General features: G+C 28.5%; 18 protein-coding genes. 12 read left to right on the top strand and 6 right to left on the bottom strand.

Annotated elements, in window-relative coordinates:
• Window positions 1–250: 250 nt before the first annotated feature.
• Complete coding sequence (locus CRU94_RS07460) at window positions 251–1,702, top strand: acetyl-CoA carboxylase biotin carboxylase subunit (RefSeq protein ID WP_129106157.1); 1,452 nt, start codon at window positions 251–253, stop codon at window positions 1,700–1,702.
• A 25-nt stretch (window positions 1,703–1,727) separates the two neighbouring features.
• Here CRU94_RS07460 and CRU94_RS07455 read toward each other — a convergent pair whose 3' ends face one another.
• Window positions 1,728–2,003, bottom strand: coding sequence for a type II toxin-antitoxin system RelE/ParE family toxin (locus tag CRU94_RS07455; protein ID WP_129106156.1), 276 nt, complete (start codon window positions 2,001–2,003; stop codon window positions 1,728–1,730).
• On the bottom strand, window positions 2,004–2,264 hold the full coding sequence (locus CRU94_RS07450) for a type II toxin-antitoxin system RelB/DinJ family antitoxin (protein ID WP_129106155.1): 261 nt from the start codon (window positions 2,262–2,264) through the stop codon (window positions 2,004–2,006).
• Between the two features lie 110 nt (window positions 2,265–2,374).
• On the opposite strand from CRU94_RS07450, the gene CRU94_RS07445 reads away from it, so the two are divergent.
• The 4 genes from CRU94_RS07445 to CRU94_RS07430 all read left to right on the top strand — a co-directional run bounded on the left by CRU94_RS07445 (window position 2,375) and on the right by CRU94_RS07430 (window position 5,501).
• Window positions 2,375–3,298 (top strand): AEC family transporter, encoded by a 924-nt coding sequence (locus tag CRU94_RS07445; protein WP_129106154.1) that lies wholly within the window; start codon window positions 2,375–2,377, stop codon window positions 3,296–3,298.
• A 68-nt stretch (window positions 3,299–3,366) separates the two neighbouring features.
• Window positions 3,367–3,618, top strand: coding sequence for a hypothetical protein (locus CRU94_RS07440; protein ID WP_129106153.1), 252 nt, complete (start codon window positions 3,367–3,369; stop codon window positions 3,616–3,618).
• The gene (locus CRU94_RS07435) at window positions 3,615–3,893 is read left to right on the top strand and encodes a type II toxin-antitoxin system RelE/ParE family toxin (protein ID WP_129106152.1); all 279 of its coding nucleotides are present in this window, start codon (window positions 3,615–3,617) and stop codon (window positions 3,891–3,893) included. Before CRU94_RS07440 ends, CRU94_RS07435 begins: the two co-directional genes overlap by 4 nt.
• 69 nt (window positions 3,894–3,962) lie before the next feature.
• Window positions 3,963–5,501 carry a methyl-accepting chemotaxis protein gene (locus CRU94_RS07430; RefSeq protein ID WP_129106151.1) on the top strand — a complete coding sequence of 513 codons (1,539 nt, stop codon included), beginning with the start codon at window positions 3,963–3,965 and terminating at the stop codon, window positions 5,499–5,501.
• Window positions 5,502–5,514: 13 nt separating this feature from the next.
• Here CRU94_RS07430 and CRU94_RS07425 read toward each other — a convergent pair whose 3' ends face one another.
• The 3 genes from CRU94_RS07425 to CRU94_RS07415 are packed head-to-tail and all read right to left on the bottom strand — an operon-like array spanning window position 5,515 to window position 9,172.
• Window positions 5,515–6,066 carry a rhomboid family intramembrane serine protease gene (locus tag CRU94_RS07425; protein ID WP_129106150.1) on the bottom strand — a complete coding sequence of 184 codons (552 nt, stop codon included), beginning with the start codon at window positions 6,064–6,066 and terminating at the stop codon, window positions 5,515–5,517.
• Entirely contained in the window at window positions 6,067–8,481 is a 2,415-nt protein-coding gene (gene lon, locus CRU94_RS07420) for an endopeptidase La (RefSeq protein WP_129106149.1), read from the bottom strand.
• Between the two features lie 37 nt (window positions 8,482–8,518).
• Complete coding sequence (locus tag CRU94_RS07415) at window positions 8,519–9,172, bottom strand: outer membrane protein assembly factor BamD (protein WP_129106148.1); 654 nt, start codon at window positions 9,170–9,172, stop codon at window positions 8,519–8,521.
• 106 nt (window positions 9,173–9,278) lie between these two features.
• Between CRU94_RS07415 and CRU94_RS07410 the strand changes: the two genes are divergently transcribed.
• From CRU94_RS07410 to CRU94_RS07395, 4 genes are all read left to right on the top strand, one after another.
• The gene (locus CRU94_RS07410) at window positions 9,279–10,043 is read left to right on the top strand and encodes a pyrroline-5-carboxylate reductase (protein WP_129106147.1); all 765 of its coding nucleotides are present in this window, start codon (window positions 9,279–9,281) and stop codon (window positions 10,041–10,043) included.
• Window positions 10,044–10,152: 109 nt separating this feature from the next.
• Window positions 10,153–10,311, top strand: a complete 159-nt coding sequence (locus tag CRU94_RS09615; RefSeq protein ID WP_164966579.1) for a hypothetical protein — start codon at window positions 10,153–10,155, stop codon at window positions 10,309–10,311.
• The gene (locus tag CRU94_RS07400; RefSeq protein WP_129106145.1) at window positions 10,301–10,645 is read left to right on the top strand and encodes a hypothetical protein; all 345 of its coding nucleotides are present in this window, start codon (window positions 10,301–10,303) and stop codon (window positions 10,643–10,645) included. The genes CRU94_RS09615 and CRU94_RS07400 overlap by 11 nt, the downstream gene beginning before the upstream one ends.
• Complete coding sequence (locus tag CRU94_RS07395; protein ID WP_129106144.1) at window positions 10,642–10,971, top strand: hypothetical protein; 330 nt, start codon at window positions 10,642–10,644, stop codon at window positions 10,969–10,971. Before CRU94_RS07400 ends, CRU94_RS07395 begins: the two co-directional genes overlap by 4 nt.
• Here the strand turns inward: CRU94_RS07395 and CRU94_RS07390 are convergent.
• Entirely contained in the window at window positions 10,966–11,565 is a 600-nt protein-coding gene (locus CRU94_RS07390; protein ID WP_129106143.1) for a non-canonical purine NTP pyrophosphatase, read from the bottom strand. The two genes, CRU94_RS07395 and CRU94_RS07390, sit on opposite strands and share 6 nt — an antisense overlap.
• A gap of 85 nt (window positions 11,566–11,650) precedes the next feature.
• Here CRU94_RS07390 and CRU94_RS07385 point away from each other — a divergent pair, with 85 nt between their 5' ends.
• The 3 genes from CRU94_RS07385 to CRU94_RS07375 all read left to right on the top strand — a co-directional run bounded on the left by CRU94_RS07385 (window position 11,651) and on the right by CRU94_RS07375 (window position 13,537).
• Complete coding sequence (locus CRU94_RS07385) at window positions 11,651–12,976, top strand: MFS transporter (protein ID WP_129106142.1); 1,326 nt, start codon at window positions 11,651–11,653, stop codon at window positions 12,974–12,976.
• 64 nt (window positions 12,977–13,040) lie between these two features.
• Complete coding sequence (locus CRU94_RS07380; protein ID WP_129106141.1) at window positions 13,041–13,247, top strand: addiction module protein; 207 nt, start codon at window positions 13,041–13,043, stop codon at window positions 13,245–13,247.
• Complete coding sequence (locus CRU94_RS07375) at window positions 13,244–13,537, top strand: type II toxin-antitoxin system RelE/ParE family toxin (RefSeq protein WP_129106140.1); 294 nt, start codon at window positions 13,244–13,246, stop codon at window positions 13,535–13,537. Before CRU94_RS07380 ends, CRU94_RS07375 begins: the two co-directional genes overlap by 4 nt.
• Window positions 13,538–13,541 lie beyond the last annotated feature (4 nt).

Genomic DNA, 13,541 nt, shown 5'->3' with positions numbered 1-13,541 from the left:
AATCTCGAAATTAAAGTCGATTTACAAGAAGTTATTAACTTATTGTTTACCGTGGCGACCATTTTATATGAGTTAAATTTAAAGTTTTCTTAAAGTTACCGTATAGTTACACTATTTTTAGCTTTTTTAATAATTTTTCAATTTATAGAGAGTTTTTAGCAATATCAAACAATTTTTCTATCAATAAAAAAGAAGAAATTTTGAGTAAAATAGTCTAATATGTTGGAAAATTTTTCAAAAAAGGCAAAAGATGAAAAAGATAAATAAGGTTTTAATAGCAAATAGAGGGGAGATAGCTCTTCGAATTATTAGAGCTTGTAAAGAGCTTGAGATAAAAAGCGTTGCAATTTTCTCAGAGGTTGATGTTGAGGGTGTTTGGGTAAGAAAAGCTGATGAGTGCTATCCAATACTAGGAGATGTAGTTCAAGCGTATTTGAACTATGACAAAATCATATCTATTGCAAAAAAAGCGCAGTGTGATGCGATTCACCCTGGATATGGATTTTTAAGTGAAAATGCAGATTTTGCAAGAGCTTGTGAAGAGAATGGAATTATCTTTATTGGTCCTAAGCCTGAGCATATTGAGCTTTTTGGAGATAAGATGGCTTCTAAAGTTGCTATGAAAAAAGTTGGAGTTCCTGTACTTGAAGGTACTGATGAGCCAATAAGCGATATAGCAGAAGCTTCTAAAATAGCTAAACAGATTGGATTTCCTGTAATTATCAAAGCTGCTTTTGGTGGTGGTGGAAGAGGAATGAGAATTGTAAAAAAAGAGGAAGAGTTTAAAGAGCTTTATGAAGCTGCTACAAATGAGGCTAAAAAATATTTTGGAAGAGGTGAGACATTTATTGAAAAATATGTTGAAAATCCAAGACATATTGAGATTCAAATTATTGCTGATAAGTATGGAAATGTACTTCACCTAGGTGAGAGAGATTGTAGTATTCAAAGAAGACACCAAAAGGTTATTGAGATTGCTCCATCGCCACTTTTAAGCAGTAGTGCTAGAAGAGAGCTTTATAGAATTGCTACAAAAGCTATGTTCAAACTTGGATATGAGAGTGTTGGAACTGTTGAGTTCTTGCTTGATCCTGATGATAATATCTACTTTATTGAGATGAATACTAGAGTTCAAGTTGAGCATCCTATTACTGAGACTATTACAGGAGTTGATATTATTCAAAGAATGATTCAAATTGCTGAGGGCGATAAGATGATTTTCTTACAAGAGGAGATTAACTTTAGAGGTTATAGTATTGAGTTTAGAATAAATGCTGAAAATCCACTAAAAGGATTTATGCCATCTGTTGGAACTGTTGAGAAGTATCTTACTCCAAATGGTCCAGGAGTTAGACTTGACTCTGCACTTTACACTGGATATAAAATTCCTGCAAACTATGACTCTATGGTTGGAAAGCTTATTGTTTGGGCACTTGATTGGGAAGGTTGTGTAAAAAAAGCAAAAAGAGCTTTAGATGAGTTCTATATTGAAGGTTTCCCTACAAATATTCCACTTCATAGAGAGATAGTTAGAGATGAGGATTTCAAAGCTGGAAGATTTACAACTAACTATTTAGATAAGAAGATGGATATATTTACACTTCATAGTGAAGATAATATCAAAGAGGAAGAGGCAAAGGTTGAAAATCTTAAAAAACTGATTTCTACAATTAACTCTAAAAATATCACTACTAGACACTAAAAAAAAGAGCTTTAAGGCTCTTTTTTTAAAACTTTTTAAAAAGTTGTGAGTGAGTTCCTATTCTTAAAAGCTGTAAGCTAGTATCATTTATAATATAGATTACAAGCAAATCTCCACTTATATGAAACTCTTTTGTATCTTCCCATTCTCCTAATAAAGAGTGATTTCTTGCCTCTTTTGGTAAATCTTTTTTATTTAAAAGTAGTGAAATATATAAAAATAGTTTTGATGAGTTTGTTGAGTTTAACTGGGCTTTTTTCAAATCTTTTGTAAATGTTTTGTGAACTTCTAATTCAAGCATCTATAACTCTTTTTTTAAATCATCTAAACTAACTTTTTTCATATTTTTATTTGCTCTTGCATCTTTTATCGCTTCTAAAGTTTCCTCATTTGGAATTTTTATTTCAAAAGGTATTCCTCTTTGTAAAACACTTTGAGTCAAAAATATATTAAAAGCTTCACTTAAACCTAAACCATACTGCTTAAAAATTTCTTGAGCTTTTTGTTTTGTTGTTGAATCAAGATATACATTTGTTCGTATTTTGTTTGAAGTTGTAGTCATTTTATCTCCTTTTTTTGGAATAATAACACACAATGTGTGTTTTGTCAATAATATTTTGTTAAATAAAGCTTCATAATAGTAGAATTCCAAAAAAAATTTAAGGCTTTTTCGTGTCAATATTTCTAACTTTGCTTGGAAAAATCATACCTTTGTATTTTAGTGTTTTTCTGGGTTTTTTAACAACTTATAAACTTAAGTGCGACAAAGAGAGTGTTGCAAAGATTTTATTATATATTTTGGCTCCTTTGATAGTTTTAAATGCAACTATTAGTGTGAAACTTGATATGCAAGTTCTTTTTTTGCCACTATCTTTTTTTGTTTTTAGTACCGTTTTGGCATTTTTTTTGCTCTTTATTTTTAAAAAAATATATAGTGATAATACGGCAAATTTATTAGCATTTAGCACAAGCACTGGAAATACTGGAAATATAGGAATACCTTTGGCTATTTTGTTTTTAGAGCCAAGATTGGTTGATATTTTTATCTTCTCTATTTTGGCCTCTATTTTATATCAAAATTCTGTTGGGTATTATATTACTGCTAAGGGAAATTTTAGTGCAAGAGAGAGCTTAAAAAAGGTTTTAAAACTTCCTGTTGTATATGCTTTTATTTTGGGAATTGTTTTAAACTTAAATGGTCTAAAAATCCCTGAGATGCTACTTTCTTATAGTGAGTTTTTAAAAGGAGCATATGCGATTTTGGGAATGATGCTAATTGGAATGGGAATGGAGAATTTCAAATCAACTAAAGCTTTTGATATAAAATTTATATCATTTACCTTGCTTATTAAGTTTGTTCTTTGGCCAGTTGCAACTTTGATTTTTATATATTTGGATAAAAACTTTATTCACTTTTTAGATAGTGATTTTTATATGATTATGTTTTTATTTAGTATTGTTCCTTTGGCTGGAAATACTGTAACTGTGGCAACTATTTTAAATGTGAAACCTGAGAAGATGTCTATGGCTGTTTTTGTTTCAACTATTGTTTCGCTGTTTTATATCCCTTTGGTTTTGTATTTGTATATTTATTAGATTTTAATCTATATTTTAGAACAAAATTAATACTATAGTTTTTTAATTAAAACTTTTTAGGAGTTTATATGCACACTATAAAATTGAATATTCCAGATAGTTTATACATAAAATTGGCAAATAAAAAGATAGATATAGAGTCTGCTTTTGAAGAGTTGCTTTATGATTTAGTTGATGATGGTTATAGTTCAATATCAAAAGAAGATGCTGATAAAAGAGTTAGTGATGCTGTTTCAAAATATAAAAAAGGTGAGCTTAAAACTGTAGCTTATGAAGATGGTACAGATAAGATAGACAGTTGGCTTAAATCTATTCAATGAAAATTATAAAAAATATATCTTTTGATGATAATCTTTTATCAATTTTAAAATATATTTCAAAAGATTCTGTATCAAGAGCTAAAAACTTTAAAAATCAACTAGATAAGAAAATAAAAAATATTCCTAATATGCCTTTTAAAGCAAGACAATCTATACATTTTAATGATATTTTTGTAAGAGATTTAATTTTCAAAGGTTATACAATTCCTTACTTAATAGATGAAGATTTAGATCTTATTGTTATACTTGATATTTTTAAGTGGCAGATTAGATAAGTAATATTCAATTTATTTTAATTTTGTAGTGCTAAAATCTTTGATTAACTTAATACAAGGATGTAGCTTATGTTTTTATCAAACAAATTTGACAGATTTCAGTTGGATGCAATAGATGAGGCTTTTGCTGTTGTGCATTTTAAACCAAATGGAACTATTTTAAAGGCAAATAAAAATTTCTTAAATATTATGGGCTACTCTTTGGAAGAGATAAAAGGGGAAAATCACAAAATCTTTTGTGAAGATAGCTTTGTAAAAACTCCTCAATATAAAGAGGCTTGGGATGCTGTTAATAGAGGATTATCTATAAGTGCTGATGTTAAAAGAGTAAAAAGAGATGGTAAATTTGTATTTTTTAAAGCTACTTATATGCCTATTAAAAATAGTCAAAAAAGTGTTGTAGAGGTTGTTTTACTTGCACAGGATATTACAAAAAATAGATTAAATGATTTATACTTTAGAGGTCAAGTTGATGCTATAAATAAGTCTCAAGCAGTTATTGAGTTTGATATGCAAGGTAATATTTTAAATGCAAATAGAAACTTCTTGGATACTATTGGGTACTCAAAAGATGAGATTGTTGGGAAGCATCACTCAATTTTTTGTGAAGAGTCTTATAAAAATTCAAATGAGTATAAAGAGTTTTGGAAAAAACTAAATAGTGGTGAATTTGATAGTGCTGAGTATCTTAGAATTGGAAAAAATGGAAAAGAGATTTGGATACAAGCTACATACAACCCTATTTTTGATTTAGATGGAAAACCTTTTAAGGTTATAAAATATGCTACAGATATAAGTTTGAAAAAATTTGCTATGTTTGAAGTTGGTAAAAAAATTGAAGATTTGACACAATCTTTGCAAGATTTAAAAAATGCTTCAACAACAATGGTAAAAGAAGCAGATGTAAGTATGAAAGGCTCTCAAGAAGTTAGTGTATCTATTGAAGAGCTTGATGCTGCTGTTTTAGATTTGTCAAAAAAAATAGAGAATATGCTAAGTTCAATTACAGATATCTCAAATACAACATCTGAGAGTGAAAAAATAGTTCTTGAGGCAAAAGAGCAATCAAAAGAGAGCTCAAATGCTATGCTAAAACTAAATGAGGAGTCTATAAAAATTGGAGATACTATTGAGGTGATTTCTCAAATTGCATTTCAAACAAATATTTTAAGCCTAAATGCTGCTGTTGAAGCTGCTACTGCTGGAGAGGCTGGAAAAGGTTTTGCAGTTGTTGCACAGGAGGTGCGAAATTTAGCAACTAGATCAAATGAGGCTGCTAAAAATATAGATGAAGCTATAGGATTAATTCAAAACTTAGTTAAAAACTCTTTGGATTCTATTCATAAAATTGATGATAAGATAGAGAATATCAGCAAAATATCTTCAACTATCTCAAACTCTGTAAGAGAGCAACAAGTTATATCAAATGAGCTTGCATCAAATGCTTCACAAACAAGTCAAACTCTAAATCAAATATCACAAAATATGGTAAGAGTTTCTTCAAGTACACGCAATACAGATAAAGAGGCAAAAACTACTCAAGAGAGTTCTAATGAGTTGATTGAAATCTCTAATGAATTAATTGAAAAACTAAAAGTGCTTAATTAATTTAAGCACTATGTTATTTTAAAACTACCACTTTATAGATAATTGCATAAATAAATCCAATAGCAAGACCTATAAAGTGAGCATACCAAGCTATTGGAAGTCCAATAAGTAGTGGAGCAACTGAGATTAGTAAAATCCAAGTAACAATAGCTTTTCTTTCATCTTTTACAAAATATGCGTAAAAGCCTAAAATAGCACATATAGCACCACTTGCACCTACTAAATTTACTCCAATATCTAAATAAAAGATATATAAAAATGATAAAAGAGAGGTTAAAATACCTGTGATAAAATATAGTGCTAAAAAATTTTTGCTTCCAATGAATCTCTCTATCATATTTCCAAACTGCCATAAAACAAACATATTCATAGCTAAATGAGCAATTCCACCATGAGCAAAGATGCTTGATAGTGGTTGCCAGTAAAATTCGCCTATTAGAAAATAGATATTTAAGCCCATCAAAATAGAGCCACTTTGAATAGTTGTTTGAAAAATATAGGCTATTATAGTTATTGCTATTAAAACATTTGTGGCTGTAAATTTTTTTTGCTCTATAAAGTGCATTTAAACTAAAGCCTCTTTTAAAACATCTTCAATACTATTTACAACTTTTATCTCTAAAGCCTGTTTTACCTCATCTGGAATATCATCTAAATCTCTTTCATAGTTCTTTTTAGGAATTAGAACTTTTTTGATTTTTGCTTTGTAAGCAGCTATTAGTTTCTCTTTTAAGCCACCAATTGGTAAAACTTTTCCTAAAAGTGTAAGCTCTCCTGTCATTGCAACATCTGCTTTGATTTTTTTGTTACTTAATGCTGAAGCTATGGCTAATGCCATTGTTATACCCGCACTTGGTCCATCTTTTGGTGTTGCACCTTCTGGTATATGAAGATGAATATCATATCTTTTGTATATCTCACTTGGATCTAGTTTTGTATTCTCCTCTTTCTCTTTTGCTGTTTTTGGAATTTGATTTTCATCTATTTTTAAAATGTTGTTGTCTATTAGATGTTTTACAACTGCATAAGAGATAAATGAAGACTCCTTCATAACATCACCTAGATTTCCAGTAACTTTTAAATCACCCTTTCCTTTTAGTTTAATTGTCTCTATTTTTAAAATATCTCCACCAACTGCTGTCCATGCAAGTCCATTTGCAACTCCTACAACATCTACTTTATCGGCTGATTCAATCTCAAAAATTGGATTATCTAAATACTCTTTTAAATCTTTTGTACCTATTGTTACTTTTTGAATTGATTGGTCATTTAAAATCTGTTTTACAACTTTTCTAAATAGTTTTGAAAATACTCTTCGCAGATTTCGCACCCCTGCTTCTCTTGTATATTTTGAGATAATCAAATCAATAGTAGCCTTACTTAAAGATACTTCCTCTTTTTTAAGACCATGTTTTTCAAGCTCTTGAGGGATTAAATAATCTTTTGCAATATGGTATTTTTCATTTGGAGTGTATGAGTTTAACTCTATAAACTCCATTCTATCTCTAAGTGGTGCTGGTATTTTTCTTATATCATTTGCTGTTGATACAAATATTACTTGCGATAAATCAATAGGAAAATTTAGATACAAATCTCTAAATTCATGATTTTGTTCAGGGTCTAAAATTTCAAGCATCACAGCAGCTGGATCACCTCTGTGATTTGCTCCTAATTTATCAATCTCATCTAAAACAATAACTGGATTCATCTTTTTTGCATCAATTAACCCTTTTACAAGACGCCCTGGCATTGCTCCTACATATGTTCTTCTATGACCTCTTAGCTCATTTACATCTTCCATTCCACCAAGAGCAACTCTTACAAGTGGTCTTTGTAAAGCTTTTGAAATAGAGTTTGCTAGTGAAGTTTTACCAACACCTGGAGGTCCTACAAAACATAAAACTGTCCCTTTTGACTCTAAATCTTTTATATTTCTAAGCTCCAATAGCTGTTTTACTGCAAAATACTCTGCAATTCTTTGTTTTGGTTTTTCTAGCGAGTAGTGATCTTTGTTTAACTGTTTTTCAACACTTGCAACTGAGATTTTACTATTTGAATACTCTCCAAAAGGTATATCTAAAACCATCTCTACATATGTTTGAAGAAGTGAAGCATCTGGAGAGTCTGGATTTAGGCGGCTTAGTTTATCTATCTGTTTTTTTGTCTCTTTATAAGCCTCTTTACTCATAAACTCTTTTTTTGCTTTTAGTTTCTTTTTGAAAGATTTTATCTCTTCCTCTTTTTGATTGTCAGTTCCAAGCTCTTTTTGAATAGCTTTTATCTGCTCTTTTAAGAAGTAATCTTTATGAGTTTTCTCTATTTTTGAGTTTACTTTTTGAGTTATCTCTTTTTGAATTTTATATGACTCTATTTCGTTTTTTACATACTCAATAATATCTATAACTCTTTGTTCTAAACTCTCATTTGAGTAGATTTTATAGGCTTCCTCTTTTTTTAGTTTTAAAACAGATGAGATTAAATCAGCAACTCTTGAAGCATCTTCATTCTCCTCTATTGCTTTTATTAAATCTGTTGGGAATTTGTTGTTTAGTTTTGCTAATTTTTTTACACTATCAAGCAGAATATTTACCAATGATTTTAGCTCTATATCATTTTTAAAACTATCTTGAACTAAATCAATAGTTGCAAAAATTTTTGAATCAAGTGAAAAATTAACAACTTTTGCTTTTGATATTCCTTGAAATAAAACTTTTATTTTACCCTCAGGTAGTGAGACTTTTCTCATAACATTACCAACAACTCCAATGTTATAAAAACTATTCTCTTCTCTTGTTAACTCTTTTGAAGGTTTTGAAACAACTATCATAATTGGTTTATTAAACTCAATAGCGTGTTCAACTGCCTTTATATTATCTTCTGTACTTAAAAAAAGTGGTGTTATCATAAATGGGTATAAAAAAATCTCATCTTCTATAACCAAAGGTACTGTTTGTGGAAAATTATCATAATTTGATAACATATTTCATATCTCCTTAAAATTTCTATATTCTATATTTTTATTCAAATAAACTTCTAATAAATGGTGTTTTTGGCTTTTCTATATCATCTATATGGTGCCAAGATTGTTTTGATTTTTCTAAATAAAACAAAGATGCTTCACTCTTATCTCTTCTTGTATAAAGCTCTGAAATCTCTTTGTCCATTAAAGCTCTTGCCATAAGAAGTCTTGAGTTTATACTATTTACCAAAGGCAAATATTGTGAGTTTTTATATCTTAATTTAAACTCTTCAACTAAAACTAAAGTATCATCTATTAGCTGTTGATCTCTATTTGGCATCTTAAATCCCATAAAGTTTGATTTTATCTTTAAATATCTAATATAATCAACATCACTACTTAAAGTAAATCTTTTTAAATACTCATCTAAATAGAAGTTTGCAAGGATATATTGCTCCTCTTGCATATGAGCATTTACCAAAATCAAAATTGATGGTTTAATTAAAAGTGAATTTCTATGCTCACTTTCAAGTGATATAAAAGTATCATCAGCAGCTTCTAAATCGCCCATTGAGATATCTTTTAATAGTTGATTGTACCAATAAGTATCTGGCTTGTTATACTCTTTTTCACTCTTTGATGAACAAGCATTTAAGATAAATATTAGTGAAAAAACATATAAGATATTTTTTATCTTTAATTCTTTTAGCATCTATAATTCCTTAATTTTAAAGCAAATATATTAGCTAAAAATGGTTTAAACTATATATAGAACATTTTTTTGGTTATAATGTAGCCAAAATTTTTGAGGTGTGATTATGAAACTAACTTTAATTGGAAATGGAATTATGGCTCAATCACTTGCTATTGGACTTGTAAAAAAGTATGAAGTAGAGATGATTGGAAGAGAGATTAATAAATTACAACAGATAAAACAAAAAATCCCACAACTTGAAATCAAAGAGTTAAGCGATATAGAAGATATTAGTGGAAAAAATATTATATTTTGTGTAAAACCTTATGCTTTAGAGAGTGTTTCAATTCGACTAAATGGAACGGCAAACTCTTTTATATCTATTTTAGCTGGAACTAAACTTGAGTATTTAAAAAAACAGATAAGTTCAAAACATTATGTAAGATCTATGCCAAATATTGCAGCTAGTGTTCAAAACTCAATGACAACATTAACAGGAGATGTTGAGATAAAAGAGATGGCTATTGATATTTTCAACTCTATTGGAGAGGCTATTTGGGTAAATAGTGAAACTCATCTTGATATAGCAAGTGCTATTAGTGCAAGTGGACCTGCATTTTTAGCTTTGGTTGCTGAGGCAATTTCTGATGGTGCTGTTAAAGTTGGTCTTGATAGACATATGGCTCAACATTTAGTTCAAGGACTTTTCTCTAGTACATCATCACTTCTAAAACACTCTCACGCTGCAATTATAAAAGATAGCGTTATGAGTCCAGCTGGAACAACAGCTGCTGGATATGCAAAACTTGAAGAAGCAGGAGTTAGAAATGCTTTTATACAAGCAATTGAAGGTTCGTTTAATAAATCACAAAAGATATCTGAAAAGTAGTTTTGCACTAATAGAGGTTTTAATCTCTATTGTGCTTTTGACAGCTATTTCTTTAGCTCTTTTTAAAACTACAAGCAACATCTCAAATAAAGGCTATTTTTCCACTCTTTTGGAGATTGAAAATAGCTTAGAAAAAAAAGATTTCTCTAAATTTAAAAAATCAAACAAAACTCTTAAAGTATTAAAAAATAACAGCTTTGAAGAGCTAAACTTAACTCTTTATGAGTATAAAAATAGTGATTTAAAGGTTGTTTTTTATGAAAAATAGTTTTGCTTTATTTGAATTTTTAATTGCTTTAGTTTTAAGCTCTATTTTATTGATTCTTACATCTTATGTTTATAAAAGTGTTGTTACTTTTAATAAAAACAATCAAAAGTTAGCTATAAAAGAGTTATCTTTAAATAGTTTAAGAGCTTTTTTGGAAAAAAATAGAGAATCTTTATTTGAATTAGAGTTTAAAAATAGCAATTTATACTTTAAAAATGAGCTACTATTTTTAAATTTAGATAGTTTTTCTATAAAAAAAGAGAGCGGGTTTTTTATTATAAATCTAAGAACTTATGATAGTGAAAATATTGTTTGGTATATAAAAGAGTTATGAAAAAATCATATATTCTGTTTTCAACTTTAATTATTGTTGTAATATTTAGTTTTGTTGCAAAAAATATTTTAGAGACAAATGCTTTAAAAAGTAGAGTTGTAAATGAAAAACTACATTTTATTCAAGCGAAATCTCATCTTATCTTTTTGGAAAACTATCTTCTATCTATGAGTCAAAGCGAACTTGATAACTTTTCAAGTTTACAAATAGATGATAATGATTTTTTACTAACTATTAAAAAATATGATGATACTACTAAAAAATATTTTCTAGTAGTATCATCTTCTAAATTTAAAGTAAGAGTTACAAAAACTATCTACTTATAAAATCACATCTAACACTTTTTTTGCTAAATCTAAAGCTTTACTTCTATGAGAGAATTTTTGTTTAACTTCAAAATCCAACTCTCCTAAAGTTTTTGAAAAGTTTTTTGGAATAAATAGTGAATCATATCCAAAACCGTTTAATCCCACCTCTTTATTTGTTGCAAATCCGTGCATAAATCCATGAACTGTATATGTGAAATCTTTATAAATTATTGCTATACAAGCTGTATAAAAAGCTGCTGTTTTTTCTAAATTTAGCTCATTTAATTTTGAGATTAATTTTTCATTATTCTCTTTATCACTTGCATTTAAACCAGCAAATCTTGCACTATAAACTCCAGGAGCGTTATTTAAAATAGGAAGTGATATTCCAGAATCATCTGAGATAACTATAAAATCTTTTTCACCTTTTTCTTTTAATTTCTCATTTACAGCACTAGCTTTTAAAATTGCATTCTCTTTAAAAGTAGTTCCAGTTTCAGGAATATCAAACTCTCCTAAAACTTCACTATATGCAACAACTTTGTTATTTGGAAGAAGTTTTTTAAACTCCTCTATTTTTCCTCTATTTGCACTTGCTAATACTATCTTCACTATCTATCCTTTTTATTAACTTCCATATTAAAAGCTATCTTAGTATATAATCAAAGTTTTAATTATAATATATTTAGGATTATGTATGTTTAAATCGGTTATGCCATTAAGTTTTATTATTGCTCTTAGATTTTTTGGGCTTTTTATTGTTCTTCCAGTTATCTCTGTATATGCTTTTAGCCTTGAAGGTGCAAATGCTACATTAGTTGGAATTGTTGTTGGTGGTTATGCTTTAACTCAAGTTATTTTTCAAACTCCTTTTGGAATTATGAGTGATAAGTTAGGTAGAAAAGGGACAATCGTAACTGGACTTTTGCTTTTTGCTATTGGTTCTTTTATTTGTGCAATTGCTGTTGATATTTTCACTTTAATGCTTGGAAGACTTTTACAAGGAGCTGGAGCTATTGGGGCAGTGGTAACTGCCATGATAAGTGATGTTGTAAAAGAGGAGCAAAGATCAAAAGCAATGGCTATTATGGGTGGATTTATTGGTATCTCTTTTGCTCTTGCTATGGGTTTAAGTCCGCTTATTAGTGGAATGGCTGGAGTTCCTGCACTATTTTATATAACTATGGTTTTATCTTTAGTTGCTATTTATATATTAGTAAAAAAAGTACCAAATCCTCCAAAAATAACGCACTCTTATAATGAAAAATTAAAATTAAAAGATGTTTTAGGAAATGCAAATATAAACAAAATGCACCTTACAAACTTTTTACAAAAAGCTTTAATGACATTTGCTTTTTTGGTTATTCCAATTATTCTTACAAAAGTTTATAGTTGGGAGATTAAAGATTTATGGCAAGTTTATATTCCATCTATGATTTTAGGACTTCTTGCTATGGGACCAGCTGCCGTTTTGGCTGAGAAAAAAGGAAAATATAGAGAAGTTTTACTAATAGGAATTTTGTTTTTTATAATCTCTTATTTGGTTATTGGTTTTAGTTCAAGTGCTTATGTTTTCAGTGTTGGGGTTGTAATATTTTTTATTGGGTTTAATATGCATGAACCAATTATGCAATCACTTACAACAAAATTTGCAAAAGTTCATCAAAGAGGTAGTGTTTTAGGAGTTTTTAACTCTTTTGGATATTTAGGGACATTTTTTGGTGGAGTTTTTGGTGGTATTATGCTTGATAAGTTTAGTTCTTATGAGCTTGAAAACTTCTCATTGATTGTTGCAGTTGTATGTGTTTTATGGGCTTTATTAATAGTTTTAATGAAAAATCCATCAAAAACAAAAAATGTTTATCTAAGTTTAGATGAGTACAAACTTGAAAATAGTCAAAGATTAAATCAAAATGAGAATATTATTGAGTGGTATATCAATAATAGTGAGAATATTTTAGTAGTAAAATATAGTGATGATAAGATTAGTGAAGATGAGATAAAGGCAATTTTAAACCCTTAATCTCATATTGACAATCAAAAATATATTCTATAAAATAGAGTTCAATTTTTAATAAGGATGTTCTATGTCAAGTTTTACTTTTGATATAAAAAATATGAATACTCAAGAGAAGTTTTTGATTATGGAAGAGATTTGGAGTAGTTTAAACTATGATGATTTAGAAAATTTAACTCCAAATTGGCATCTAAATGTTTTAGAAGAGAGAGAAAAACAAAATAATTTTATAAGTATTGAAGAATCTAAAAAAGCATTAAGAAATCTTTTAAAATGAATATAAAAATTTTGCTTGAAGCACAAAATGATATTGCAAAAGCTATGTTATTTTATGAAAATCAAAAAGAAAATTTGGGTAACTATTTTTTAGATTCTATTATGTCAGATATTGAATCTTTATATATTTACTATGGAATTCATTTTAAAGTTAAAGACTATTTTAGAGTTCTTTCAAAAAGGTTTCCATTTGCAATTTACTATAAATTTGATAAAAATTTTATCTATATTTATGCAGTCTTAGATTGTAGGCAAAATCCAACACTATTGAACAAAAGATTAATAAAATAAAAAA

Origin of the sequence: Arcobacter sp. AHV-9/2010 (genome assembly GCF_004116575.1) — a bacterium.
Taxonomy (GTDB): domain Bacteria; phylum Campylobacterota; class Campylobacteria; order Campylobacterales; family Arcobacteraceae; genus Aliarcobacter; species Aliarcobacter skirrowii.
Note: the sequence above shows the minus strand (reverse complement) of the source record. Positions and strands in the feature narration are given on the sequence as shown.